27 protein-coding genes and 1 pseudogene are annotated in these 23,780 nt (G+C 65.8%); 18 read left to right on the forward strand and 10 right to left on the reverse strand.

Going from position 1 to position 23,780, the window contains the following annotated elements:
• Together NG697_RS20225 and NG697_RS20230 are read right to left on the reverse strand one after the other, a co-directional pair.
• The coding region (locus tag NG697_RS20225) for a hypothetical protein (RefSeq protein ID WP_374209962.1) at window positions 1-428 on the reverse strand (428 nt) is incomplete at its 3' end.
• A 90-nt stretch (window positions 429-518) separates the two neighbouring features.
• Window positions 519-1,511 carry a hypothetical protein gene (locus NG697_RS20230; protein ID WP_252615018.1) on the reverse strand — a complete coding sequence of 331 codons (993 nt, stop codon included), beginning with the start codon at window positions 1,509-1,511 and terminating at the stop codon, window positions 519-521.
• 523 nt (window positions 1,512-2,034) lie between these two features.
• Here NG697_RS20230 and NG697_RS20235 point away from each other — a divergent pair.
• From NG697_RS20235 to NG697_RS20255, 5 genes are all read left to right on the forward strand, one after another.
• The gene (locus NG697_RS20235) at window positions 2,035-2,784 is read left to right on the forward strand and encodes a cytochrome c biogenesis CcdA family protein (protein ID WP_252615019.1); all 750 of its coding nucleotides are present in this window, start codon (window positions 2,035-2,037) and stop codon (window positions 2,782-2,784) included.
• A 182-nt stretch (window positions 2,785-2,966) separates the two neighbouring features.
• Window positions 2,967-3,248, forward strand: coding sequence for an SHOCT domain-containing protein (locus NG697_RS20240; RefSeq protein WP_252615020.1), 282 nt, complete (start codon window positions 2,967-2,969; stop codon window positions 3,246-3,248).
• A 199-nt stretch (window positions 3,249-3,447) separates the two neighbouring features.
• Entirely contained in the window at window positions 3,448-3,669 is a 222-nt protein-coding gene (locus tag NG697_RS20245; protein ID WP_252602555.1) for a hypothetical protein, read from the forward strand.
• Window positions 3,666-3,887, forward strand: coding sequence for a hypothetical protein (locus tag NG697_RS20250; RefSeq protein ID WP_252602558.1), 222 nt, complete (start codon window positions 3,666-3,668; stop codon window positions 3,885-3,887). The genes NG697_RS20245 and NG697_RS20250 overlap by 4 nt, the downstream gene beginning before the upstream one ends.
• A gap of 1,098 nt (window positions 3,888-4,985) precedes the next feature.
• Window positions 4,986-6,089 carry a prolipoprotein diacylglyceryl transferase gene (locus NG697_RS20255; protein WP_252615021.1) on the forward strand — a complete coding sequence of 368 codons (1,104 nt, stop codon included), beginning with the start codon at window positions 4,986-4,988 and terminating at the stop codon, window positions 6,087-6,089.
• A 78-nt stretch (window positions 6,090-6,167) separates the two neighbouring features.
• Here NG697_RS20255 and NG697_RS20260 read toward each other — a convergent pair whose 3' ends face one another.
• The 5 genes from NG697_RS20260 to NG697_RS20280 all read right to left on the reverse strand — a co-directional run bounded on the left by NG697_RS20260 (window position 6,168) and on the right by NG697_RS20280 (window position 10,212).
• Entirely contained in the window at window positions 6,168-7,136 is a 969-nt protein-coding gene (locus NG697_RS20260) for a M56 family metallopeptidase (RefSeq protein WP_252615022.1), read from the reverse strand.
• On the reverse strand, window positions 7,133-7,507 hold the full coding sequence (locus tag NG697_RS20265; RefSeq protein WP_252615023.1) for a BlaI/MecI/CopY family transcriptional regulator: 375 nt from the start codon (window positions 7,505-7,507) through the stop codon (window positions 7,133-7,135). Before NG697_RS20265 ends, NG697_RS20260 begins: the two co-directional genes overlap by 4 nt.
• A gap of 754 nt (window positions 7,508-8,261) precedes the next feature.
• Window positions 8,262-8,540: a glutaredoxin family protein gene (locus NG697_RS20270; RefSeq protein WP_252602569.1), complete on the reverse strand. Its 279-nt coding sequence runs from the start codon at window positions 8,538-8,540 to the stop codon at window positions 8,262-8,264.
• A complete protein-coding gene (locus NG697_RS20275) occupies window positions 8,537-9,217 on the reverse strand; it encodes a peroxiredoxin family protein (RefSeq protein WP_252602572.1) in 681 nt (226 codons plus the stop codon). Before NG697_RS20275 ends, NG697_RS20270 begins: the two co-directional genes overlap by 4 nt.
• Complete coding sequence (locus NG697_RS20280; RefSeq protein WP_252615024.1) at window positions 9,217-10,212, reverse strand: cytochrome c biogenesis CcdA family protein; 996 nt, start codon at window positions 10,210-10,212, stop codon at window positions 9,217-9,219. Before NG697_RS20280 ends, NG697_RS20275 begins: the two co-directional genes overlap by 1 nt.
• Before the next feature lie 154 nt (window positions 10,213-10,366).
• Between NG697_RS20280 and NG697_RS20285 the strand changes: the two genes are divergently transcribed.
• From NG697_RS20285 to NG697_RS20295, 3 genes are all read left to right on the forward strand, one after another.
• Window positions 10,367-10,999 (forward strand): copper resistance CopC family protein, encoded by a 633-nt coding sequence (locus NG697_RS20285; protein WP_252615025.1) that lies wholly within the window; start codon window positions 10,367-10,369, stop codon window positions 10,997-10,999.
• Window positions 10,996-12,936: a bifunctional copper resistance protein CopD/cytochrome c oxidase assembly protein gene (locus NG697_RS20290; protein ID WP_252615026.1), complete on the forward strand. Its 1,941-nt coding sequence runs from the start codon at window positions 10,996-10,998 to the stop codon at window positions 12,934-12,936. Before NG697_RS20285 ends, NG697_RS20290 begins: the two co-directional genes overlap by 4 nt.
• 394 nt (window positions 12,937-13,330) lie before the next feature.
• Entirely contained in the window at window positions 13,331-13,669 is a 339-nt protein-coding gene (locus NG697_RS20295) for a zf-HC2 domain-containing protein (protein ID WP_252615027.1), read from the forward strand.
• A 145-nt stretch (window positions 13,670-13,814) separates the two neighbouring features.
• On the opposite strand, the gene NG697_RS20300 is transcribed toward NG697_RS20295, so the two are convergent.
• From NG697_RS20300 to NG697_RS20310, 3 genes are read right to left on the reverse strand one after another with little or no spacing between them, the layout of a single operon-like run.
• Window positions 13,815-16,082, reverse strand: coding sequence for a heavy metal translocating P-type ATPase (locus tag NG697_RS20300; protein WP_252615028.1), 2,268 nt, complete (start codon window positions 16,080-16,082; stop codon window positions 13,815-13,817).
• Window positions 16,083-16,108: 26 nt separating this feature from the next.
• The gene (locus tag NG697_RS20305) at window positions 16,109-16,339 is read right to left on the reverse strand and encodes a heavy-metal-associated domain-containing protein (RefSeq protein ID WP_252615029.1); all 231 of its coding nucleotides are present in this window, start codon (window positions 16,337-16,339) and stop codon (window positions 16,109-16,111) included.
• A gap of 38 nt (window positions 16,340-16,377) precedes the next feature.
• Window positions 16,378-16,719 (reverse strand): metal-sensitive transcriptional regulator, encoded by a 342-nt coding sequence (locus tag NG697_RS20310; protein ID WP_252602594.1) that lies wholly within the window; start codon window positions 16,717-16,719, stop codon window positions 16,378-16,380.
• 406 nt (window positions 16,720-17,125) lie between these two features.
• Here NG697_RS20310 and NG697_RS20315 point away from each other — a divergent pair, with 406 nt between their 5' ends.
• The 10 genes and pseudogenes from NG697_RS20315 (at window position 17,126) to NG697_RS20355 (ending at window position 23,397) form a co-directional block, all read left to right on the forward strand.
• The gene (locus NG697_RS20315; protein WP_374209963.1) at window positions 17,126-17,788 is read left to right on the forward strand and encodes a TlpA family protein disulfide reductase; all 663 of its coding nucleotides are present in this window, start codon (window positions 17,126-17,128) and stop codon (window positions 17,786-17,788) included.
• 263 nt (window positions 17,789-18,051) lie between these two features.
• A pseudogene (locus NG697_RS21505) lies at window positions 18,052-18,315 on the forward strand (cytochrome c biogenesis protein ResB); the annotation flags it as partial.
• A gap of 113 nt (window positions 18,316-18,428) precedes the next feature.
• A complete protein-coding gene (locus NG697_RS20325; protein WP_252615031.1) occupies window positions 18,429-18,902 on the forward strand; it encodes a hypothetical protein in 474 nt (157 codons plus the stop codon).
• A 168-nt stretch (window positions 18,903-19,070) separates the two neighbouring features.
• Window positions 19,071-19,223 carry a hypothetical protein gene (locus NG697_RS20330; RefSeq protein WP_252615032.1) on the forward strand — a complete coding sequence of 51 codons (153 nt, stop codon included), beginning with the start codon at window positions 19,071-19,073 and terminating at the stop codon, window positions 19,221-19,223.
• 43 nt (window positions 19,224-19,266) lie between these two features.
• Complete coding sequence (locus tag NG697_RS20335; RefSeq protein ID WP_252615033.1) at window positions 19,267-19,842, forward strand: LPXTG cell wall anchor domain-containing protein; 576 nt, start codon at window positions 19,267-19,269, stop codon at window positions 19,840-19,842.
• Window positions 19,843-19,875: 33 nt separating this feature from the next.
• Entirely contained in the window at window positions 19,876-20,568 is a 693-nt protein-coding gene (locus tag NG697_RS20340; protein WP_252615036.1) for a sortase domain-containing protein, read from the forward strand.
• Window positions 20,569-20,627: 59 nt separating this feature from the next.
• Entirely contained in the window at window positions 20,628-21,260 is a 633-nt protein-coding gene (locus NG697_RS20345) for a hypothetical protein (protein WP_252615034.1), read from the forward strand.
• Window positions 21,261-21,315: 55 nt separating this feature from the next.
• On the forward strand, window positions 21,316-21,765 hold the full coding sequence (locus NG697_RS20350) for a cupredoxin domain-containing protein (protein WP_252615035.1): 450 nt from the start codon (window positions 21,316-21,318) through the stop codon (window positions 21,763-21,765).
• 218 nt (window positions 21,766-21,983) lie between these two features.
• Window positions 21,984-22,295, forward strand: coding sequence for a DUF7793 family protein (locus NG697_RS21510; RefSeq protein ID WP_445260454.1), 312 nt, complete (start codon window positions 21,984-21,986; stop codon window positions 22,293-22,295).
• A gap of 322 nt (window positions 22,296-22,617) precedes the next feature.
• Window positions 22,618-23,397 carry an alpha/beta fold hydrolase gene (locus NG697_RS20355; protein WP_252600987.1) on the forward strand — a complete coding sequence of 260 codons (780 nt, stop codon included), beginning with the start codon at window positions 22,618-22,620 and terminating at the stop codon, window positions 23,395-23,397.
• Window positions 23,398-23,780 lie beyond the last annotated feature (383 nt).

Genomic DNA, 23,780 nt, shown 5'->3' on the forward strand with positions numbered 1-23,780 from the left:
AGGTTCAGCCCGAGGCCGGCGTTCAGGTCCGAGACGAGCCCGCCGTTGGTGGTGCCCTCGTTCCGGGTGTTCTCCCCACCGGTGGTGGTGGAGGCGTTGGTGAGCGTCCGGGTTGCTGTGTCCAGGTTGGTCTCAGCGTCCAAGTTCAGCCCGAGGCCGGCGTTCAGTTCCGAGACGAGCTCGCCGTTGGTGGTGCCCTCGTTCCGGGTGTTCTCCCCACCGGTGGTGGTGGAGGCGTTGGTGACTGTCCGGGTTGCTGTGTCCAGGTTGGTCTCAGCGTCCAGGTTCAGCCCGATGTGGGTTCCTGAGCCGAGTCCCAGACCGGAGTTGGTCGTGGTGTCCGAAGCGGAGGCTGCGCCTGCGCCGAGGATGAGTATTCCGCCGGCGAATACGGCGCTGCACAAGGTTGTGCGTACGAAAGATTTCATGGTTGGTCATTCCTTCTTAGTGACGTGGAAGCCATGCACAGTTGGTGCTGGCTGGTTGCCGTGCGCGCATCGTGGCGCGGCGTGGCGCCACTAATCGGGAGAAAAGCCGTGTTCCAGGCTGACAGAGCCGGGGAGGTCGTCAGAGCCGCGGATGGCATCTGTTGGTGAGGAGCGCGTCAGGGAAAGCTGGAAGCCTGCCAGCTCGTCAGCGAAAGCGGAGCCGGCCTCGCCCGCTGCCCGGAAGGATGATCCCGGACCTGCCGGGACCGTGGCCGGCCAACCCTGCCCTGGCCTATTGGGAAAGTCAGGTGCAGGATCCTGTGTCTGCATCTCCGAGCTGTTACTGGGGGCGGTAGTCACCGGGAAGGCTGCCTGGTCCTGGACAAGCCGGCGCTCATTGCCGGCGCCGCGGACGGCTGACGGGTTTTCTGAAAGGACTGGGGCCGCAGTTGCAGAGGCACCGCCCGGGGCGTCGTTAGAGGCCCCATTCACCGCCTCAAGTGCCGCGGAAGGGGCCGGTAGTGCCGCTGTGATGTCCTCATCGCTCAGCACCACTGTGACGGTGCTGATGGCTGGCCCAACGGCGGCGGTAACAGGCGCCACCACGTCGGCGAGGACGCCGGTAACCGGGGCTGCAATGTCTGCGACCCTCAGCGTGACCGGGCTGGGCGCATCGGTGGCAAGTCCAGTGAGCGGTTCGGCAACTTGGGCGATTTGACCAATCACGGCGGTTACCGGTGCAGCCGCGGGAGCCAAGGCCGCGTCCAGGGGAACCAGTACAGGGTCAACGATCTGCTGCGCTGGGGCGGCCAGCGGTTCTGCAATGCTGACGGCCGGTTCAAGAAGAGCAGCCACAGGACCTTCGGGCGGGCCGGTTTTTTCGGCAGTGGCCCCGGACATTTGAGCGCTCGAACTTGGCGCGGCCTCGTTGCCGGTGACCTCGTAAACGGCGTCCGTGAGCGGAGGAAGCGGTTCGGAAGCGTGCGCTGATGCCGCACCGAAAATGATCCAGGCGGCTGCAAGAAGCGCGCCGAGAACAAGGGCACGCAGGCCGGAGTGAAGCCATGAGGCACTGACGCGCATTGGCTCACCTCCACATCTGACATGCTGTAGCAACGGTTTCGAAAGAGAACTCAACAGCCGTTCGGTTCAGTACCGGGACGCGGATGGGTCTCGAATCAAAAAAGTTCAGAACACCACCATCGGGAAAAATTCCTTCTCCGGGACCGGCTGCCGGGTCCGGGCGTCGATTACGAACAATCAGGTGCCGGACCACTGCGCGGCCAGCACTTAACGATGAATGCGTAGTGGACCACGCCCGGCTCTCCCTTCCGGGATCCTCCGGCGATGGCCGGAAGTTCACGCTGTTGCTGTCTCAGCCCGCTCCTAACGGCGTGCAGGGACATGCCGGGACCGACAGGCCAACAACCCCGATTCTTGCTCACTAAGGGGCTACTAAAAAGGTAACGGGGGGCTTCGGCGACACGAGCTGGTTCTTCGATGACCTGCGTGGGTATCGTGGCGACGGCGGGTCCGCCGGATAACACCAGTACTATATTCGGTAGTATTAGCGGGCCTCCAGTTCCCGATGAATTACAGGAGCACAATGAGTCCCGGTGAATTTTTCGCGCAGACGGTGCTGTCCGGTGCGCTGCTGATCGCGGTCCCGTTGGCCGTTATCGCCGGGATCGTTTCCTTCATCTCCCCCTGCGTGCTGCCTTTGGTGCCAGGCTATCTTGGCTACGTATCCGGCTTGGCCGGCGCGGACCATGCACGGGCAAAGCGCCGGATCGTCCTCGGGGTCAGTTTGTTCGTTCTGGGCTTCGCGGTGGTCTTTGTGCTCTACGGTGCTGCCTTCGGGGCGGTCGGCGGCTGGCTGGCCCGGTGGCAGGATCTGCTGATCCGAATTCTGGGCCTCGTGGTCATCGTGATGGGTCTTGTGCTCATAGGCCGCCTGCCCTTCCTGCAGCGGACAGTGAAACTGCCGTGGAAGCCATCGTCCGGGATTGCGGGCGCACCTTTCCTGGGTGTTGTCTTCGGTCTGGGCTGGACGCCGTGCATCGGACCCACGCTCAGTGCCGTCCTGGCTCTGAGTACCGCCAGCGGCTCTGCCTGGCGTGGCGCCCTGCTTGCCTTCGCCTACTGCATCGGCCTCGGCATCCCGTTTCTCCTGGTGGCGCTGGGTGTTAACTGGGTCAGCGGAGCGGTCTCGTTCATCAGGCGGCACATTCGTAAATTCAACATCGGCGGCGGCATCATCCTGGCGGCCCTGGGTCTGCTTATGGTCTCCGGCGTCTGGACGCAGTGGATTTACCGGCTCCAGAACCTGATCGGGACCTTTACAACACCGGTCTGAGCCGTTACAGCGAATCACCGCAAAGCGCGGATTCCGCGGCCGGTGAAACCTGCCTTGGCACCGCTTCGGCGCCGGCTGCTACCGCTTTCCAACCCAACGTGCGCCTGCTGCTTCTTCCCAACTACTATGGAAGATAGTATTATAGTTATGGTAACTGCAGTGCGAGAGAAAGTGAGATCGGAATGATGGGCCACGGCGACGGAATGATGGACGGCTGGAACGGGAATTCCATGATGGGAGGCTGGTCCCTTACGTGGAGCATTCTGGCCCTGATGTTGGTGCTGGCAGCCGTGGCGTCCGTGGCGCTGCTGGTCGCCTGGCTCGTCCGGCGGGCGCCCGCCGCGCAGGGAGGGGTTGCGCGCGGAGGGCAGGAGGCCGGTGAGATCCTGCGGCGGCGCTTCGCGGCGGGCGACATTGACGACGAGGAGTTCAGGCGGCGCCTTACCGTGCTGGACGGTCTGTAAGAGGTCGGGCGAGGTTCGGCGGGACTCAAGCACTCGACGACTGCAGCCCGCATATACTACTATGGAACGTAGTAGATGCTTGAAGTGTTTGGTCCCTATCCCGCTTCAAGGCCCGGCCGTCTGGCCGAGCCTTGGCGAGAGCAATACCGTGTGGCGCCAATGAACGTCTTCATCAATCACTGACTCGAGGAGCACAACAATGGAACAAATCTTCTACGGCCTGGCAGTTTTGGCTTGCCCCCTGGGCATGGGCGCGATGATGTGGCTGATGATGCGTTCGGGCAAAAAAACGTCAGGAGATGCCGCCCCTACTGAAGCGTCCGCGGCCGAACTCGCCCAGCTGCGAGCAGATCTTGACAGGCTGCGCGCGGGCCAGAGCCTCGCTCATGAAAGCGGCGCTGCCGACAAGGGACCCCGATGACGGGAACCGTCATCGCCCTCATGGTGTTGCTGCTCTCTCTTGGAGCAACTTACTTCTTCTGCGTCCGGCCCATGCGCAAGGGCAGCTGCGCTATGGGCCAGACGGTCTCCGGTAGCGGCACGGCGTGCCAGGACCCCGCGGCCGCAGAGGAAGCTGCGCGCCTTAAAGCCGAGATCACCGCCCTGCGCACGCAGTCGGCAATGCCGGAAACCAAGTAGCCCGGCCAGCCACCGCCCCCCTAACCGCAAGGAAACTCCATGTCCGGTTCTAAGCCGCGGAGCTGTTTTGGCTTGGCCTCTGCCGCTCTGTGCCCCGCGACTGGTCCTTTCCCGCCCGTTGACCCTGACAGGCCCGCGGGGCTCGCCGTCGGCAAGGGCCTGCGGTGACGGCCGCCCGCTCGGCGGGTCCATCCAGGCGCCGGCTGGCAGGACAGCGGCTGACCCCTGCAGCCTCGGCGCTGCTGGTCCTGATCGCGCTGGCCCTCTCTTTTGTGTGTGCCACAAACTTTCCTCCGTCCGGCACCGACTTCTCCGCGGTGCCGGGCTCTGCGGCGGTAGCTCTTCCCGCCGTGCAATCAGCAGCGGCGACACAGGCTCCGGACAAATCATGCACCGCCCCGGGAAGCCAGAAGGCGGCCGCACCCGCTCCGATTGCACCCTGCGCCAGTGACACTCCTGTCCCCGCCAGCGCCCGGGACCAGGCCCAGCCGGCCCAGCTGGCTGACGCGCCGCTGATCTCCCGCGCAGTGGCCGCTCCGCACGCGCTTCCCGGGGCGACACGGGTTATCCTGACACGCCCCCCAAGCACACCGTCTCTGACGCAGCTTTCGATCAGCCGGACATAGAGCCCCCGCATCCAGATCCGTCCGCCGTAGCTTTGCTGCCCGCAGACGGTCCCCCGCTGCCCTGGCCGCCGCGTTCATTCCGGCCTGCCCCGGCAGTCGTCAGTCCCCAACTGATCTCGCAATTGCCCCTCTGCGGCAACGCGCCAACCCTTCCGGGACCCTAACAGCGAAAATTTCCCGGCCCATCATTCAGAGGACACGTTTTCACCATGACCAAGAAACAGCAAAAAAGAGGCCGTACGAGGCCACCGCGAACCATCCCCGCGGGGTACCCCGTCCCGTTCCCGGCCATCCCGGGGGGATCGACATCGTCGCAGCCGTAGCCGGCAGGCAGAGCGTGGCCGCCGGGGCTCCGGGACGGACGGACGAACCCGTCGACGCATCACGCAGCCCCCATCCCTTCCCGAAAACTGCGCCACGCCCTGCCCTGCGCATGGCGGCCGCGTCCGCGACGGCTTCGACGGTCGCGCCTGTGCCGGCGCCGCCCGCAGACTCAGTCCCGGCTCCCACCGCAGACAAGGATCACCGCGGATTCTTCGACAGCCTGGACCCGCAGGGGCTGGCGGGGACGTACTGGATCGACACCGACACGTGGGAGGGCCCAGAAAACGTGTCGGTGCGGTTCTCCGGCATCAGGGCCGCCAGCGAACCCGGAGCACCTCCCGAACAATTCGAGACGTACGAAGACGTGGATTCCATCAGGCTCGGAACCGGCCGGATCGCGGTCACATCGCGGGTGACCGGCATCAGCGCGGGCACCTGGAACCTCACATTGTCACCTGTTCCCCGGGCCGAGCGCGCAGCATCACCGGCCGCGCGCACAGCGCTGCCAGGGACGGCGCCGGCATCCTCGACAGCTCAGACCCGGTTTGCCGCCCTCGCCCAAGGACCAGGCGTCAATCTCGCTTCGTGGCCTCTGTTGGTGGGTTCGGGTGCCATCCTGGCCGTAGTGCTCCAGGCCATTTTCCTGACACTGCAGGGCATTGACCCTGTTGGAGCGCTATGGCTGACAGTACTGGCGAATACCGTGGGAGGAGTGGGCGCGCGGCTCTGGTGGCTGGCGCTGAAACGCCAGCCTCTGAGTAATTTTCTTCAGGCAGGTGCCTGCATCCAGGGCTTTCTGGCCGGCGCACTGGCTACCGTCATTATCGGTTCGCTGATCTTTGGCCTGCCCGTGGGGCGAATCCTCGATGCAACGGCGGCCGGACTCTTCTTCGCAATGGCACTGGGACGGCCCGGCTGTTTCTTCACAGGCTGTTGCGCCGGACGCCCCACCGCCTCACGGTGGGGACGATGGTCCTCCGACCGGCGGCTGGGCCGCCGCAGGCACCCTGTCCAGCTGTACGAGGCATTCCTGGCACTGCTGATCGGACTCGGGTCGCTGCCCTTCATGCTGGCGGGGCCGCCGAACATTCCTGGACTGGTCTTCATCACAACCGTGACCGCCTACACCCTCGGCCGGCAACTGCTGTTCCCGCTACGCGAGGACTCCAGGACCCTGCGGGGACGGACACTGACGATCGCGGTGTGCATCCTCGTCCTGGGTGCAGTCATCCTGCTGGCAGCCACGTCCTGATCAGCGGTCGCCGTACCCGCCGCTCGGGGAGCGCGGGTACGGTGCCGGGGGCGCACCCGACCATCCGCAGCCCGGGCGTTATGCAGCCGTCGAAATGCCGTCCACCGGGCAGGGGGGCATGGTCCCTGCGGCGGCTGCCGGGACAATGGCGAAGAACATAGGCAGGGCCAGGATGGCGCCCGTTGCCATCGTTGCCACAACAGTGCGTCCTGTGCCCAGAGGACTGGCAGGGGCGACGAGGCGCCGGACACGGCTCAGGGCAGCCTCGCTGCCGGCGCCCAGGGCCGCCGCGGGGGTCGTGCTGCGCTCGGCCAGGCGGACGAGGGCCGTGGCCACGGTCAGGCGGTCACTGCTTTCCGCGGCGTCGTCGTCGGCCAGCATCTCCACCAGACGTCCGAGCGCAGCGCGGGCCTCGCGGAACGCGGGAAGTCCGGGGAAGGCGTGCAGCAGGGCATCGGCCGCTGCGAGTATCAGGTGATGGCGTCCGCTCAGGTGGGCGCGTTCGTGGGCGAGCACCGCGTCGAGCTGATTCGGGTCCAGGGCCGAGAGGGCTGCACTGGTCAGAACGATCTGGCTGTTCCGCCCGGGAAGGCAGTAGGCGGCAGGGGCGGTGTGCTCGATGACCAGCGCGTCCAGGTTCTCGTGCGGGCTGGCGATCATGGCCAGTGCCTCCAGCTGCCGCCTTCTGCTCCGGGCAGCATTCGTCAGGCCCCTGGCAAGACTGTAACCAACCCGGGCCAGTACGGCGCCGGCGGCGACGAGGCCGGTTGTGCTGACAATGGCACCGCCCGGGGTGGAATACTGCTCCAGGAGGGCCATCGCGCAGGCGCGGACGAGCTGTGCCAGGTCGGTCGTCCAGGGAATCACGGGAACAGCCAGGGCCAGCCCAGCGAGCACGACCGTAGACAGCAGGGAGATGCTCAGGGCCTGCCACGCGGCAATGCCGAGCCGCGGGGCGCGCTCCAGCCAGCTGCTTCGCTTCAGCAGCATCGGGCCAAACACGGCAAGCACCACGGCGAGAAGGGTCAGGACGACCGGGGCAATCATTGTGCGCTTCCGTCCGGGGCGTGTCCAGCCAGTGCCTGGCGCAGGCGGGCTGCTTCTTCGGGGGGTATTTGCTCCAGGAAATGGAGCAGGGTCACCTCCCGGTCAGCACTGCCGGCCAGGACCTCGCTCATGAAGGCAGCCGTGTGCTGTTCGCGGGTCTGCGCGGGACGGTACATATAGGCCCGCCCGTCCTTCTGCCGTGTGAGCACACCCTTACGGTGCAGGTTGTCCATGACGGTCATGACCGTCGTATAGGCCAGGACCCTGTCGCGCTGGAGGTCTTCAAGGACCTCCCGCACGGCAACAGGATGATCCCAGGACCACACCCGGTCCATGACCAACTTTTCGAGTTCTCCGAGCTGACGCACCACGGGACGAGCCTTTCTTAGTTCGGCCAGGGCGGCCGCACTGAACTATCCTCCATAGTATCCCAGAGGGACACCGGCGCGGTTTCTTAGCGGACAGTGGGGCTCAGCCCTGGATGCCGGCCGGGCTCCGGAGTCTGCAGGCCCTGAAGGTGTGACTTCAGGACCCGCCTGCAGGTGGGGGTAACCGGCGCTCTCCAGCATCAGTTGCTTGCCCCAAGCGCCGGCCACCACCGCTGACTGAAGGCCCGGGAAAGGGCTCGGCAGCCCGCTGCCGCCTGCTTGGCCAATACGTCTTGGCCAGTACGTCGATCTGCTCCTTTCCGCAGGTCCGGGCAGTAGATGAGCCAGACGGCGCCGTGTTCCGAGGGAGTGCACCACTGGCCAAGGGCTGACCGGCCGGGTGCAGGTCCCGCAACTGAGCCATCAAGGTGCAGGTTCCCCGCCGATCGGCGGTGTCTGCGGGTAGGGCGGCCCGCTGGCGGAGAGGTTTCGGCCAGCCCGCCAAAGCTTTGGACGCCCATTGATTGGCCGGGACGCTCCAGTAGTGGTCTGGACTATTCCTGCACCGCGGCCGCCAGGGCAAGGATGAAAACGGCCGCGGTTCCGTAGATCCCAGCGCCCTCCGCAATTCCTGCCGCTGCTGTTTGGGCCGCATTTCCGCCACGAGGGCTTGCCGTTCTCTGAGCCCTGTAGGCGGGCCAGTCACATGCCGGGGCCTCCTTCTGGCTGCTCCTCTGCTCCTCCGGCCAGATGCGGCTTATTGAACGGGGGGCGGGGGGTGCGTGAGGTGGCGGCGGAGTTTCTTTTCCGATAACCGTCCGTAGCTGAACAGTTTCCCGTTAATCAGGATGCCGGGCGCGAAGACGACGCCGGTCCGGCCGGCGAGTTCACGTCCCTCTTCGGTCTCCAGGCTGACCTCGCGGATCTCCAGGGAGTAGTCCTGGCGCAGCCCGGAGAGGACCTCCTTGGCCTGCACGCAGGAGGCGCACGAGGCCTTGGTGAGGATGGTGATGTCTGTCGTTTGCGGATCGGTCACTTGGTTGTCTTTCCATTGAGAAGGTCGGACAGGAGCTTGTTGACCGGAACGTACATGGTGTAGTCGGGGGCTCCGCCGTAGTCCGCCCGCCACTGGATGGTTCCGTCCGCCCCGACCAGGATGAAGCTGTGTCCGTCGCGGGAATCGCCCATCATGCCGTACTTGTTGGCCTCGTACGTGCGGGAGATGTCCAGTCGGGTGTCGGCCAGGGCGATGGCGGAGAGCTTGTCATCGTCCATTTTCTGGGCGATGAGGTTGACCGGTCCGCTGGTGATGGTCAGGAGCTGGTCGATCCCGGCTGCTTTCAGCTCCGGCCGGGCCGCGTCCAGGTCGCGGATCTGGTCCCAGCACGGCTGGCAGCCCAGACCCTCATGGAAGTACAGCAGCACTGTCTTGCCGCGGTAGTCGCTCAGGTTCACGGTGCTGCCGGAGGTTGAGGGCAGCGAGAAGCCCGGGGCCTGGGCGCCCGGTCCTGGGTTGCCGATCGCGTAGCCCGCAGCGGAAGACTGCGCCGGCCCCCCTGTGGTGGCGGTCGGCTGGTTGGTCGTGATGAGAAGAATGCCGGCGGCCAGGACCGCCACGATGCCGGCGGCAATACCGCCCCAGAGCAGGCCCCGACGCTTCGGCCGGCTTTTTGGGTTGTTGGCGGGGCGCCGGTCGGTTTTGGTCGATGCCATTAGCTGGTCTCCTTTATGGGTGCGGGGTGGTCCCCTTCAGGGGACGATGTCTGTGTTGACGTTCCAGGGCCGTCGTTGCTGTCCGGCTCAGAGGGGCAGGCGGTGCAGGATCCCGCCGGGACGGCGCCGCCGGCCGAGGGGGCGGTTGAGGGCTTCCTGCGCCGGACGGCCTTCCAGACCAGAACGCCAAAGACCGTAAATACTGCGGCGGCTGAGAGCCAGCCGGGCACGAACGCAAGGAACTCTTCGATGTTGGACGCTGCGTGGTTGAGGGCGGCGGTGACTTCCACCTGCCACCCGTCCGGAGCCATTCCCGGGCCCTGGATGGCGATGATGACCGTGATCAGGCCCATGAGGATCATCAGGGCGCCTGAGAGCAGTGTTACCAGCGGCACACGCCTTGCCGCGCCGGGCCACAGCGGGACGGTCCGGGCCGAGAGCAGCCGGCTCGCACCCCAGTTCTTTTTGTCCCACACCAGGGCCAGGACACACAGCGGGGCCACCATGCCGAACACGTAGGCGACACCGACAGCCATGGCAGCCGGGAAGGAAGAAGCGGCGCCGGACAGTGCGGCCACGCCGGCCAGGACCGGTGCGCAGCAGGCACTGGCCGCGCCGGAGAAGACACCCAGCCCGTAAACCGATCCGATGCCTGTGCCGCCGCCGCGCCCGGAGGGCATCGGCAGCATCATCTTCCAGCCAGCCAGGGTGGCGGCTCCGACGGCCATCATCGCCAAGCCCACAGTGCTGAAGATCCAGATGTGGTAGCCGAACAGCACCCGGCTGATGGCCGCCGCACCCAAAGCGATGGGCAGGATGATTGTTCCGACGCCCGCCGCAAAAACGAGAGTCATGGCCAGTATCCGGCTGCGGCGCCGGAAGCTGGAGGCGAAGAACGCGGGAAGCATCACCGAGACGCAGCACGGCGCCATCAGCGCCACAATGCCGCCGAGGAACGACGCGAGGATGGTTGTGGAGAGCAGAACCTGCTCCATGGACCAGCTCCAATCGGAATAGTCGGGTCGCCACTGAAGTACTATTGAACATAGTAGCAATTACTATTGAGTATAGTAGTACACGATGTTTCGATATGCCTCCGGGCAGGACGGTAGGGTCCGTCCCCGAACGACTGACAGGGAAAAGAAGGCCATGCCACACGACGCGGGGCGCAAGCGCGCCCGCCGGGAGACAGTACTCCTGGCCCTCCTGCTGGGACTGGCGGCGACGGTGATTCCGGCAGCGCCGGCATCGGCGCACACCTATCTGCAGAGCAGCGACCCGGCCCCGGACACGCAACTGCCCGCCGCCCCGACCCGGGTGAGTCTGGTCTTCGCTGAGGGCATTCAGGCCCAGTTCACGAAGGTGACCCTGGCTGTCGGGTCGGGCGCGCCGGCCACCTTGGCAACGGACATCACCGAGCAAAACGTCGTTGTCCCGGTCCCTGCCAGCATCGCCGGCCGTCAGCCCGAAGGCAGCACCGAGCCGTGGAAGATTACCTACCGGACGGTGGCCGCCGACGGTCACCCGGTGGAGGGGGCCCTGACCTTCGCTGTTACTGCATCCGCTCCGTCAGCACCCGCGGCGCCGCAAGCCGTTACACAACCCACCGAACCCGGGAAATCGTCCGCGGCCGGGGCCGGCGCCCCCGCGCAGCAGGCGGTGCCGGACGCCCCAGAACCGTTCCCATGGCCGACTGTGGGTCTGCTCTCCGCGGTGACGCTGGCCGTGGCCGGCGTGTTCTGGCTGTTCGCCCTCCGGGCGCAGAGGTCCGGACGCCAGTGAGCCGTTTTGCCCGCGCCGCATTTGCCGGTGCCCTGGTCCTGCTTGTTCCCATCACGGCCCTCTTTGTCCTGAATCTGGTCGGCGCCATGGAAGCGCCCTCGCCCGGCCTTCCGGACCCCGGGGATCTGACCCGGTGGGCACTGCCGGCATCCCGTGCCCTTCATGATGTGGCGGCGACCGTGACGATCGGCTTTCTTGCCCTCGCGGCCACCGTGCTGCCGCAGGACCCGGACCGGCCCGGCAGTCTCGGCCCGTCTGCTTCGCGGGCCATGTTCTACGCCGCCATCGCGGGCAGCGTGTGGACTCTCACCGGCACAGCGGCGCTGACCTTCTCCTACGCCGATATGGCCGGCACCGACCCGTTCGGCCCGGGGGCCTCCCTCGATGCAGTCACGTCCTTCATCTTCGACCTGGCACTCGGCCGCTCGCTGGCTGTAAATGTCCTGCTGGCAGCGACCGCAACCACCGGAGCGTGGCTGGCAACCCGCACCACGACGGCCGGCGTGTGCACGCTGCTGGCCCTGGGCGCGCTGTTCCCGCTGACGGTGACCGCCCATGGGGCCTCCAACCACGAGGACGCCGTCAACCTGCTGGCCCTTCACCTGATCGGCGCGACGATCTGGGTCGGCGGCCTGGCCGCCATGTACGTCCTGCGCCAACAGATGGGCCGCGACCTCGTAGTCTCGGTCCGCCGCTACTCCCGGCTGGCCGGATGGTGCTTCCTCCTGGTGCTGCTCTCGGGCCTCTGGAGTGCGGTGCTGCGGCTGAATGGCGCCGACCTTCTGGGCAGCGCGTACGGGGTGCTCCTGGTGCTCAAGTCTGCGGCCCTGGTCCTGCTCGGCTTCGCCGGCTGGTTGCACCGGGCACGCACCATCCGGGCCCTGGAAAGCAATCCGCACCGCATGGCGAGCTTCGTCCGCCTTGCCGGCGCCGAGCTGGCCCTGATGGCCGTCACGGTGGGTCTGGCGGTCGCCTTGGGCCGCACTTCACCGTTTGCGACCAGCCCCGTGCAGAGCACCGCCGAGTCCTTTCTCGGCTCCGAACTGCCGCCATGGCTGGGCGCGGCCGAGTGGTTGACCCAGTGGCATGCGGACGTCGTCTGGGCACCTGTGACCGTGCTGCTGGTCGCCGGATACCTGACCGCAGTCGCCCGGTGGAACCGCAGCACCGGGCCGTGGCCGCGCACCCGCACGTTCTTCTGGCTGCTGGGCTGCGTATTCCTGGCATGGGCCACCAGCGGCGCACCGGCCGTCTACGGCCGGCTACTGCCGGGTATGCACGTGCTCGGAGAAATGATCGTCGGCCTGACAGTCCCCGTGCTGCTCCTCCTGGGCCGTCCCGGGATCCTCGCCGGCACCACACTCCCCCGGCGCACGGACGGAAGCCGCGGCCTGCGGGAATGGGCTGCCGTGTTTCTGAAATCCCGCGCGATGCTCTGGATCGGCCGGCCGATGCCGGCCCTGGCCCTGTACGCCGTCTTTGTGGCCGGATACTGGTTCACCCCCGTGCTGCAGCTGTCCCTGAGCAACAACCCCTTCAGACTCGCAGCCATGACCTCGGCCCTGGGCGCCGGACTGAATCTGGCCGCTGCCCTGCTCAAGTCACGCGACCGCGCGACGGGCACCGCCGGCAGCGCCGTCATGTGGGTCCTGGCGGCGGCCGCGACCGTACACGCCGGAGCGGGAGTGGCGGTGATGGCCGGCGGCATGCACGGCGATGAATGGTATGCCTACATCCAGTCATTGTGGAACTACTCCGCTACAGCGCAGCAACGCACCTCGGGCGAGGTGCTATGGGGTTCAGCCCTGGTGCCGCTGCTCGCGCTCGGCGTGGCTGTCCTGCAGCCGGCCGTTACGTCCCGCAATCCACTACCAACACCACCGGAAAACGCTGATCGGCCTGCCAAAGAAGCGGTCGGGCCCCAGACGCGCGGCTGATCCCGCCTCTGCGGAGGGAAGGTCATCGCTGCCGGGCTCATCGGCACAATACTTCTGCATCGCCCAGTCACGCACTAGCCGGTCATTGGTCCCCAATCATCCGTCGATGACAGTTCGAAGCCATGTGAACCAATGACCGCTCCGCGTTCGTCTTAGTGGCAGGAGGTGAAATGCTGATTCGCCGGAAAGAGCGGCTGCTGTCGCTTAACCAGAGCGTCGCCGGGCAGCAGCACCCAGGCGACATGCGAAGAGGCCGACGAGGTCCCCAGCAGGGAATAGCCTGCCGGGACCATGCTTGATGGCCGGCCGCGCCAATCATTTTTGGAAGCAGCCCTGCAGTCCAGGCGGGTGCCCGTACTGACGCGCTGCATGTACCGAGAAAGGTTTTCACGGCATGAATATGAACGAGGCCGATACGTACCGGCATTGGGCTGCCGTCTATGTCTTGGGCTCCCTCACTCCCGGAGAGCGGCGCGAATATGAGACGCATCTGGCCGAATGCGCACAGTGCTCAGCCGACGTGGCAGAATTTGCCGGATTGCCTGAGCTGCTGGACACCTTGGCGCCGGAGGAGGCACAAGCCATCGGGCGGCGCAGCGCACGGCGTGATTTGTTTGGCAGGCTCGCGGCGAAGTTCCCGAGGGAGACTCGTCTGCTCCTTGCCGGTCTTGTGATGGGCCTTCGCGCGGCGAACTGTGGCAGCGACGCCAATGCCCGTTCAGGTAGGCGCTAGCCGGTTGAATTTTCGGACTGCGTTTCCTCCCGGCCGGGACGTGCCAGGAGGCCGGCAGACCCCAGGAGTTTGGGATCGAGTCATTGGTCTGCACCGTGCGGGGATCAGAGCGTGGGTGCGCGGTGGAGTTTGCCGGCTGGCACTCCTATCTGTGGAACCGCCTGAGGAGGAGGGAGTTGCCGACGACCAGGACGGAGCTCAGCGCCATGGCGGCGCCGGCGATGATCGGGTTCAGCAGGCCGAGAGCGGCAATGGGGATGCCGATGGTGTTGTAGAAGAAGGCCCAGAACAGGTTGGACTTGATGGTTGACAGTGTCTTGCGGGAGAGCTCGATGGCGGTGGCGACCTGGCCCAGATCGCTGCCCATGACCGTCAGGTCGGCGGCCTCGATGGCTACGTCCGTCCCTGATCCCATGGCGATTCCCAGGTCCGCCTGGGCCAGGGCGGCGGCGTCGTTGACGCCGTCGCCGACCATCGCGACCGTGGCACCGGAGCTCTGCAGCTTCCTGACCGCGTCCACCTTGCCCTCGGGCAGGACGTCGGCGAAGACGTCTCCGGGGGCGATCCCCACTTGGCCCGCCACGGCGGCCGCGACGGCCGCGTTGTCTCCGGTGAGCAGGATCGGCCGCAATCCCAAGGTCTTGAGTTTGGCGATCGCGGCCGCCGACCCTTCCTTAACTGAGTCCTGCAGGCTAATGATGCACTCGACCTTGCCATCCACGGCGACCCAGATGGCAGTGGCGCCGGAGGTCTGCTCCTCATGGAGCCTTTTTGTCTCCGCAACGCTGGGAAAAACGCCGTTCTCTTCCAGCCAACCGGTCTTGCCGGCGATCACGAGGGACCCGTTAACGGTTCCGCGGACGCCGCCGCCGGCGGCGTTCCGGAAGCCCGAGACCGCGGCGAGTGGGGTGTGGCTCTTGGCGGCGGCGGCGATGGCGCGGGCAACGGGGTGTTCGCTGGCTGCTTCGACCGAGCCGGCCAGGTGCAGTTCCTTGTCCTGGCCCATCTCTCCGAGGCTGACGACCCTGCTGACGGCGAGTTTGCCGGTGGTAACGGTGCCTGTCTTGTCAAGCAGGACGGTGTCCACGGTACGGGTGTCCTCAAGGACCTGAGGGCCCTTGATGAGGATGCCCAGCTGCGCCGCCCGGCCGGTGCCAGTGAGCAAAGCTGTCGGCGTGGCCAGACCCAGGGCACACGGGCAGGCGATAACGAGGACAGCCACAGCCGCCAGGAGTCCGCCCTGCACGTCCTGGCCCACTACTGCCCAAAGGGTGAAGGTCAGGGCAGCTATTCCCAGGACGATGGGAACGAAGACGGCGCTGATGCGGTCAGCCAGGCGAGCGATCGGGGCCTTGCCGCTCTGGGCCTCGCTGACCAGCCGGCCCATCTGGGCCAGCGTCGTCTCGCTGCCTATCCTCGTGGCGCGCACGAGCAGCCGGCCGTCAGTGTTAATTGTCGCTCCCGTGACAGAGTCGCCGGGAACCACTTCGACGGGAAGTGATTCACCGGTGATCAGGGAGGTGTCGACGGCACCGTGGCCCTCAGTCACAACGCCGTCCGTTGCGATCTTTTCCCCGGGCCGGACAAGGAACACGTCTCCGCGGACGAGATCTTCAACGGCGATGCGGACTTCCTCACCGTCACGGATCACGGAGACGTCCTTGGCTCCCAGATCCAGCAAGGCCCGGAGCGCGTCGCCTGCTTTTCGTTTGGCGTTGGCCTCCAGATGGCGGCCCAGCAGCAGAAATGTGATGACCACAGCGGTGACTTCGTAGTACAGCGGAACGTGGCCGCCGTGGGCCGGGTCTTCCGTCAGCGTCGGGTTGGTGAACAGCAGGTAGGTGGAGACCATGAACGCGGCGCTGACACCGATGGACACCAGCGTGTCCATCGTCGAGGCAAAATGGCGGGCGTTGATGACCGCTGCACGGTGGAACGGCCACGCCGACCACGCCCAGACAGGCAGCGTCAGCGCCCCGGCGACCCACCCCCAGTTCGGGAACTGCAAAGGCGGAACCATGGCGATCAGCACGACCGGGACGGTCAGGGCCGCGGCAACCAGCAGCCGGAGGAGCAACAGCAAGTCCGGCTTGCTGCGGCGGTGCGGCCCTCCGGGGGCGGTCGGACGGTCCGGCTCCGCCGGGACACCGGCAGACGGGACCGCGCTTCCGTACGTCTTCGCGCGCGCCGCGTAGCCGACCGATTTCACGGCGTCCAGGATCTGCTGATCGCTGATCCCCTCCGGCACGGACACATGCGCTGACTCCAGCGGCAGGTTCACCGATGCCTTGACGCCCTCAAGCTTGCCGAGTCTGCGCTCCACCCGGCCCACGCAGGAGGCACAGGTCATGCCGTCTATGTCGAGCTCGATGATCCGTGTCCGGGGCTGGTGAAGGAGTTCTTCGGTTCTCATGATCGATCCTCTGTTGAAAGGTGGTCCTAGGCGTCGCCGGTGACGACGGAGTACCCGGCCGCGGCCACGGCTTCTGCAAGCCGTGCCGGGGGAAGTCTGCTTCCGGAGGTCACGGCGGCCCGGGAGATCCCGCCTTTGTTCAGTTCGACGGTGACGCTGCTGACATCCGGCAGCGCTTCAAGCTCTTCCGTGACGGAAGCCACGCAATGACCACAGGTCATTCCGGAGATGTTGATGGTGGTCGTGACGGGGGACATGGTGTGCTCCTCAGAGTTCGTGTGTGAGTGGTTCAAAGTCAGCGCAGCAGCCGTGCAATGGCGCCGGAGGCTTCGCGGACTTTGAGGTCGATTTGGTCGTTTCTTGTGGCTGTGTCAGCCTCTGCGGCGGCGCTGGCCACGCAGTGCGCGAGGTGTTCCTCCATGAGGCCGATGCTGACGGCGTGCAGGGCCTTCGTCACCGCCGAAACCTGCGTGAGGATGTCGATGCAGTACTTATCCTCTTCGACCATGCGGGCAATGCCGCGTACCTGGCCCTCGATGCGTTTGAGCCGGAGCAGGTAAGCGGCCTTGTGGGGCGAGTATCCCCATGCGGCCTGCCCTGGCCCCGCAGCGGGGTCTGCGGAATGCCGGTCACTCATTGTTTTCCCTTCGGAACGGATGACTAGACCCAGACTATACCCCTAGGGGGTATTGGTCAAGTACCCCCTAGGGGTATCTAGCAGCGGCTCGCAGGTGGGGTTGCGTGCTCGGAGTCGCCATCCCGAACGCCTCCTACGGGCATCCAGCGCACTTTCCGTATCTCGGTGATCCACGCACCGTCTGCCTCGTATGGGCGTGCAGGCACCATTACGGATGACTGATTCTGAACCCGAGGAGCCGACATCCGCCCTCAGGGGGGAGGGGCGGATGCCGGACATGTATTACTATATAGCCTAGTAGAAGTGTTGTGTCTCGCCCGGCCGAATGGACGCCGGCGGGCATCGGCGGTGCAGGCCGGATGTCCAGGGGCCGAGTTCGTGAACGTGAGGGTGTAGCAAGCAAATGATGAGTCCTTCCCCAAGAGATACGCCGAAGCAAACAGCCCGCCCAGGTGTCAGGACCGGGGGGCCAAAGACACACCGGGTGCTTGGAGCAGCCGTCGCAGCGCTCGTTTTGGGCCTGTCACTCAGCTCCTGCGCCGCAGCCAACGACTCGTTGGCTCAGCAGGCCGAGGAGGGAGATAACAAGAACTACGTGGCCGGCGACGGGTCAGTGACCGAGTATTCGGCCGCACTCCGAGGGGCGCCCATTGTGTTGGATGTGCCGATGATGGACGGAACTCAGCTGACCTCCGCGGACCTCCGCGGCAAGGTGGCCGTGCTCAACTTCTGGTACGCCGCCTGTGCGCCGTGCCGCCTCGAGGCCCCCACTCTGGAATCCCTGCATCAGGAGTTCACCTCGAAGGGCGTCGTCTTCAATGGCGTCAACATCCGCGACGAGGCTCCGACAGGGGAGGCGTTCGAGCGGTCCTTTGGCATCAGCTATCCGAGCGTGCTGGACAAGTCCGGCACGGTGCTGCTGGCCCTGAGCCAGTACGTCCCGCCGCAGGCCGTGCCCACGACGCTGGTGATTGACAAGCAGGGGCGCGTGGCCGCTAGGATCCTGGGCGTGGCCGAAAAGAGCACCCTGAAGGCCCTCCTCACCGACGCCATCGCTGAGCCGGCGTGAGAAATCGCTGAACCCGCGTGAGCTGAGCGAATGCGGCCGGCGGAGTCTGCCGGTGGTGGGTCCGCGGGCAAGACATGCGATGCGTGGCACTAGCAGGATCGCCGGTTCCGCCGGACCGTGCTCGCCGCGCTGGTATTCCACAACGGCGGTCTGTCCCTGTGGCCGCTGTCCGAATCTGGCTTATAAAAACACTTGCGCACGAGCAGACGCTGTCCCCGGGGACGCTTCCCCGCGCGGCAACCGAAGGTAACGAATGCCCGTAGATGCTGCCCCTGGCGGCGGACGCCGTCCCATGGGCGGGCACGCCGGTTTTGCCGCTGCTGGGCCCACGCCGGGGTGCTGCGCTGGGCATGGACGTGGACATAGCTGACGGGAATGCGGACAGTACTGTTTCTGCTGTTGCTGATGGCCGTAGCCCCGGTCCCCGGTTCCCGCAAAGACTCGCCAACGCCGCCTTCGTCACCCAATATCTGAAGGACCATCCAGACTACGGTCCCTGCTCGCTTCCTCCCAGCTCTTTTGACGTCTAGTCTTCGGCGTTGTTCTCCGCAATCCATTGCTTCCAGGCACCGGACGCGGCCGGTGAGCACGGGATCATCTGCAGCTTTCATCCGCAGATGACCGGGACGCTGGTCGTGAAATGAGCCTCCCGGAACTGAAAGGGCATTCACGGTCTCTGTGGGTGCTGCGTGTCGGTGTCGCGGCGGCCCTGGTGGTCAGTGCCGTGATCCATGTCCAGCTCGCCCCGGGCTATCAGCAGGCCGCGCCGGGCGGCATCGGACAGGGCACGCTGTTTTTGGTCCAGGCCGGAGCCGCTGTCCTGGCCGCGGTGTTTGTGCTGGTCACGGGCTCACGCGCCGCTTTCGCGGCCGCCGCAGCAGTGGGCCTGTCGTCCCTGGCCGCGGTCATCCTGTACCGGTATGTCCAGGTCCCGGCTATTGGGCCAATGCCGTCGATGTATGAGCCCGTCTGGTACGCGGCCAAGGTTGTATCGGCGGTCGCCGAAGCGGTTGCCGGGGCCCTGGCGGTGGCCGGATACGCCCTGCTGCACAAGAACCAGTCGGGATCAGGGCCAGCTGCCCGGGGCCGCCGCCGCGGCGCTTCGGCTGCTTGAACCAGCCGGATCACGGCCTCCTGAACACCCCACGCCTCGCTGGCCTGCCGGAAAATATGTGACACAATTCACATTCTCACCCGTCCTTTTCTGGTGTTGACTCGAAGAACTGGTGTCCCCTCCCGGGGGCGCCAACATCACACGCGCGTGAATGAGGAGATTTTTCAAATGAATAAGTCACTCCGCTTTATGGCAGTTCCCACCCTCGCTTTGGCCGCCCTGGCCCTTTCCGGTTCCCCCGCGATGGCAGCGGACCAGTCCTACCAGTCGACCCTGGGCCAGCTCAACGGCAGCGCAGGCGCCGGGCACGATCACTGTTGATGTCACGGGCAACCAGGCCCACGTTGTCCTGAAAGTTTCGGGTATGCCGGCGACGTTCATGGATGCCCCGTACCCGCACGTCCAGCACATCCACGGCGGCAAGCAGGGCACCTGCCCGGACCCGTCTGCCGATAAGGACGGCGACAAGGTCATCTCCACCACCGAGGGCGATCCGTTCTACGGTCCCATCCAGACCACGCTCTCCACGAGCGGGGACACCAGCCCGGCAGCGGGCCTTGACCTCAAGGTCGGCGGCCAGGGCGCCGCCTACACCGTTGACCGCACGTTCGAACTGAACGCCGAGACCATGGCTTCCCTGAAAGCGGGCACCGCAGTTGTGGTCGTCCACGGCCTTGACCCCGCCACGCTCAGCGCGGCAGGCCAGGCCGCCAAGAGCGACCTTGCCCCGACCCTTCCGCTCGCCGCCACTTCCCCCGCCCTGTGCGGGACCTTGAAGGCCGGCCAGATGAAGATGCCGGCAGGCGGCGCTGACACCGGCGTCACCGCCGAAACCGGCACCGACACCGGAGCCCTCGCTATCGGCGGCGGTTTGGCCCTGATCGCCCTCGCCGGCGGAGCCTACGTTGTCCGTCGCCGCAGCGCCGGATCAGCAGCCTAAGCAAGGGCGGACTGGACCATCACTGTGACACTCATGAATCCCGGCCACCGCAGAGGCCCCCTGGCCTCTGCGGTGGCCGGGGTTCTGCTCCTGCTCACCCTGGCCGGCTGCGGCGCAGGAAACAACGGAACGCCCGACGCCGGCTCCCCACCTTCCGCCTCATCTCCGGTAACACCCGGCACGACCGCGGCTCCGACACCGGCTACAGCCACCCCGCCGCCCGCCGCCCCCGTGGCGGCCCCGCCCGCACAGCAGCTTCCGCCGGTGATGGGCGCTTCCGCTCCCGTCACCTTGGCCATTGCCTCGATCGGGGTCCGGACGGACCTTCTCCACCTGGGACTGCGGGAGAACGGCTCCCTGGAAGTCCCGGAAGACACCGGTAACGGCACACCCGCCAGCTGGTACAACGGCTCCCCCACACCCGGTGAACGGGGACCCTCCGTGATCCTCGGTCACGTCAACGCCCTCGGCGGGAACACCGGGGTGTTCGCGGACCTCCAGAAGCTCAAAAACGGCGACGAAATCAACGTGTCCCGAACCGACGGCAGCATCGCCGTGTTCACCGTTGACCGCGGCACCCTCTACAGCAAGAACGAATTCCCCACCCTCGAGGTCTACGGGAACACAAATAACGCCGAACTCCGGCTCGTCACCTGCGACGGCTACGACCCCGCCACCGGCCTCTTCGACGACAACTACGTCATCTACGCCACACTCAAAGCCTGACAACGCACAGCCTGAAAAGCGGCCGCAAATCCTTAGCGGGAGCGGCCAGGACGGAAGTCATGAAAAACCGCACCCCCCTGCTGGCCTCGTTGGCACTCTCGTCCCTGCTGCTCTCCGGCTGCGCAACAGCGGCCGGATCCGTCACCACGCCGTCGGAGGTTTCTACGGCGCCCGCACCGGCAGCTTCACACGAGGCAGCCCATACCGGCAGCGGGCATCACAGTCAGGGCTCAGCCTCGCCGGCTACGACGGCTGGCGGGCCAAGCGCCGCTGCCCTGATGGTGTGCGGGGACCAGCCGAAGGAGAGATTGCGGTCCATCCTGGATCTGGACTCGGACCCGCACACCATCAATACCTGGGCCAACAGCACCTTCACCTGCACCTACCACCTGGACGAAGGGGCACTGGCAATCTCTGTTCAGGAGGCAGCGGACAAGGCATCTGCACTGAAATATTTCAACGCGATGCAGGCCCTCGCGAAGGACGCCACACCCATCCAAGGCCTCGCGAACCTCGGCTTCCCCGCCTATGAAACCGCCGACGGATCAGCAGTGTTCCAAAAAGACAGCTTCGTCCTGCACGTGGACGCCACCGACCTGCCCGCCACCCTGGGACCGGAGAACATCACCAGGAACGCCCTGGCCTACCAGCTCTCCACCACCATCCTGGCCTGCTGGGTCGAACACCCCTGACCCGCTTATGCGCAAACAAAGGCACCAACCGACGGCACCCACGAAAGGTTCACCCATGAAAGCAAACACCAGAACCGGTAGCGCGCTCGGACTCGCGGCCGCAATAGCAGTGCTGGTCTTGTCCGGCTGCGGGACCCCCGGCACCTCCGGGTCCGGCACAACAGCCAACCCCACACAGGCAGAACAATTCCCCTCAGCTCCTGCCGCCACCACAGAACCTGCTCCCTCAACCTCCGGCCCCGGCTCAACACCAGCGGCGGCCCCGGCGAAAATACTGATCAAGGGCTTCAAATACCAGGGCGCGGAAACCGTGAGCCCCGGAGCGACGGTCAGTGTCACCAACGAAGACACCGAAGCGCACACCATCACCGCCGAAACCGGTGACGCGTTCGACGCCAACATCCAAGTCGGCACCGGCACCTTCACCGCACCCGTCGAACCCGGGACCTACCCCTACCACTGCAACTTCCACGGCAACATGAAAGGCACCCTCACCGTGAAATAACACCCCGGCAGAAGGACGCAGTACACCGGGAACGAAGTGGGGTCTGGAACGGAGATATTCGTTTCTTCGTTACCGGCACGTGCGTCCCGAAGGGTCTGCGCTCGTCTTCCCGGATCGAGGTTTCCCTGGCCCGGTTGCCTTCCACGCGGCAACTCACCGAAGCGGGGACCGGCACATGGGCGGGTCTCAAGGGCACTGTAGAACTTGGTGCAGACGGGGTGATCCACCTTGTGTGGACACCCGGAATCGTTCTGGATGCCGTTGATGCCCGCGCGGCCATGGCAGGGGTGAACGAAGTTGCCGGCGGGCAGGAGTATCCGATGCTGGTCGACGTGGAGAGCATCGAAGCTGTGACCCGGCAGGCCCGCGCCGTCTTGGGAGCCGGCCCGAAGCGCGCTGCCGCCTCTTCGGCAGCCGTTAAATATTCACCAGCCATGCTCTCTCAACGATCGACGCTGGCAATCGTTGCGATCGGCTTAATCCTTAGCGCTACTTTTCCGCGGAATGGTCCTCGACCCCGGACAGGGTAGGTCTGGATCACCTGAGCTTTGCCGTATCCGCCCGCACCGACCTCAACACCGCCGTAACGGTCCTTGACGAGCTCGGCATTGCGCATGGGGAAGTCAAGGACATCGGCGCCGGTTACATCCTGGAATTCAGGGACCCCGACAACGTGGCGCTTGAACTCTTCGCCCCTGCCTGAGATGTGTTCGACCTGAGGCGTGTTTCACCTGAGATGTGTTCGATCCAAGTCATGTTGGATGCGCTGCCTAACCGCGTATCGCTGTGCCGTCGGGCCTTTCGCCAGATGACCTCTGGCCAGATATGTTGCACCGCCCCTACAGTGAAGTCATGCTGCACTCAACCCGGCAAGGCTCCGGTAAGCCACTCCTCCTGATCCATGGGCTCGGTTCGAGTATTGGCAACTGGAACCCGGTAATCCCGGCGCTGGCCGCTGAACGCGATGTCATCGCCGTCGACCTCCCCGGTTGCGGCGAATCCGCGCCGCTGACCGGCGAAACCACCATTGCCACGCTGACCGATGCCGTCGAAGCCTTTATCCGCGACGGGGAACTGGGCGACCTTGATCTGGTAGGCAGCTCCATGGGCGCCCGGATGGTGATGGAAATGGCACGGCGAGGGCACGCTGGCACCACGATCGCACTGGACCCTGGTGGATTCTGGAATGACCGCCAGGCAGCGATCTTTGGTGCAAGCATCAAGGCATCCGTCGCACTGGTGCGCCGCATCCAACCGGCGCTCCCCTTCCTCACGGGCAACCCCGTGGGCCGCACGGCCCTGTTGGCACAGTTCTCCGCCCACCCCTGGAAGCTGCCGCAGGATCTGGTCCTGCACGAGCTTCGCGGGTTCAAGACATCGACCAGTCTGGACCCGGCCCTCAACGCGCTGATTCACGGACCCCGCCAGGAAGGCGCACCGGCCGGTTCGCTCAAGGGCAAAGTGGTCATTGGATGGGGGCGGAAGGACAAGGTCACCGCTCCCAGTGAGGCGGAGCGGGCCACGGAGCTGTTCCCGGATGCAACGCTGCACTGGTTCGAAAACTGCGGTCACTTCCCGCACTGGGACCAACCAACGGAAGCGGCGCGCCTGATCCTCGATAGCACCGGCTGAGCTGCGGCTGAGCGCCGGGGCGGAGCCATTTACGGCTGAGTTAGCTTCAGAAAGGTGGAACCGGCGACGGCTGGGGATGATGCCCCGGTCTCGGGAGGCATCGACGTCGCCGGTCCCGAATTGGGGAACCGGCTTCACCTGGACCGCCGCCGCTAGGTGCGTGGGTCATTAGACGATATGAGGTGAGGGTGGTTGGGTTTCCTGTCCGTCCGGGGCGGCCATTGTCGCCGGGCCGGTCCCGCGGCGCCGGCTTGATGCTGGCGGGTTTCCGTCGTGTTGGTGGGCGGCGCCGCGGGGCCTATTGCCCGGCGGAAATGTCCTTGTATCCGGACGGCAGGGGCCCGACTGCCGCTGGTGAGGGCCGGGGCCTTCTGTTTCACAGC

The organism is Pseudarthrobacter raffinosi (genome assembly GCF_023913835.1).
Lineage (GTDB): Bacteria > Actinomycetota > Actinomycetes > Actinomycetales > Micrococcaceae > Arthrobacter > Arthrobacter raffinosi.

What these genes read in the sequence shown, in the direction of transcription:
- NG697_RS20230 (WP_252615018.1), bottom strand. Translation starts at nt 1,511, where the DNA reads ATGCGCGTCAGTGCCTCATGGCTTCACTCCGGCCTGCGTGCCCTTGTT.
- NG697_RS20235 (WP_252615019.1), top strand. Translation starts at nt 2,035, where the DNA reads ATGAGTCCCGGTGAATTTTTCGCGCAGACGGTGCTGTCCGGTGCGCTG.
- NG697_RS20240 (WP_252615020.1), top strand. Translation starts at nt 2,967, where the DNA reads ATGATGGGCCACGGCGACGGAATGATGGACGGCTGGAACGGGAATTCC.
- NG697_RS20245 (WP_252602555.1), top strand. Translation starts at nt 3,448, where the DNA reads ATGGAACAAATCTTCTACGGCCTGGCAGTTTTGGCTTGCCCCCTGGGC.
- NG697_RS20250 (WP_252602558.1), top strand. Translation starts at nt 3,666, where the DNA reads ATGACGGGAACCGTCATCGCCCTCATGGTGTTGCTGCTCTCTCTTGGA.
- NG697_RS20260 (WP_252615022.1), bottom strand. Translation starts at nt 7,136, where the DNA reads ATGATTGCCCCGGTCGTCCTGACCCTTCTCGCCGTGGTGCTTGCCGTG.
- NG697_RS20275 (WP_252602572.1), bottom strand. Translation starts at nt 9,217, where the DNA reads ATGGCATCGACCAAAACCGACCGGCGCCCCGCCAACAACCCAAAAAGC.
- NG697_RS20280 (WP_252615024.1), bottom strand. Translation starts at nt 10,212, where the DNA reads ATGGAGCAGGTTCTGCTCTCCACAACCATCCTCGCGTCGTTCCTCGGC.
- NG697_RS20285 (WP_252615025.1), top strand. Translation starts at nt 10,367, where the DNA reads ATGCCACACGACGCGGGGCGCAAGCGCGCCCGCCGGGAGACAGTACTC.
- NG697_RS20295 (WP_252615027.1), top strand. Translation starts at nt 13,331, where the DNA reads ATGAATATGAACGAGGCCGATACGTACCGGCATTGGGCTGCCGTCTAT.
- NG697_RS20300 (WP_252615028.1), bottom strand. Translation starts at nt 16,082, where the DNA reads ATGAGAACCGAAGAACTCCTTCACCAGCCCCGGACACGGATCATCGAG.
- NG697_RS20305 (WP_252615029.1), bottom strand. Translation starts at nt 16,339, where the DNA reads ATGTCCCCCGTCACGACCACCATCAACATCTCCGGAATGACCTGTGGT.
- NG697_RS20310 (WP_252602594.1), bottom strand. Translation starts at nt 16,719, where the DNA reads ATGAGTGACCGGCATTCCGCAGACCCCGCTGCGGGGCCAGGGCAGGCC.
- NG697_RS20315 (WP_374209963.1), top strand. Translation starts at nt 17,126, where the DNA reads ATGAGTCCTTCCCCAAGAGATACGCCGAAGCAAACAGCCCGCCCAGGT.
- NG697_RS20325 (WP_252615031.1), top strand. Translation starts at nt 18,429, where the DNA reads ATGAGCCTCCCGGAACTGAAAGGGCATTCACGGTCTCTGTGGGTGCTG.
- NG697_RS20330 (WP_252615032.1), top strand. Translation starts at nt 19,071, where the DNA reads ATGAATAAGTCACTCCGCTTTATGGCAGTTCCCACCCTCGCTTTGGCC.
- NG697_RS20335 (WP_252615033.1), top strand. Translation starts at nt 19,267, where the DNA reads ATGCCGGCGACGTTCATGGATGCCCCGTACCCGCACGTCCAGCACATC.
- NG697_RS20340 (WP_252615036.1), top strand. Translation starts at nt 19,876, where the DNA reads ATGAATCCCGGCCACCGCAGAGGCCCCCTGGCCTCTGCGGTGGCCGGG.
- NG697_RS20345 (WP_252615034.1), top strand. Translation starts at nt 20,628, where the DNA reads ATGAAAAACCGCACCCCCCTGCTGGCCTCGTTGGCACTCTCGTCCCTG.
- NG697_RS20350 (WP_252615035.1), top strand. Translation starts at nt 21,316, where the DNA reads ATGAAAGCAAACACCAGAACCGGTAGCGCGCTCGGACTCGCGGCCGCA.
- NG697_RS20355 (WP_252600987.1), top strand. Translation starts at nt 22,618, where the DNA reads ATGCTGCACTCAACCCGGCAAGGCTCCGGTAAGCCACTCCTCCTGATC.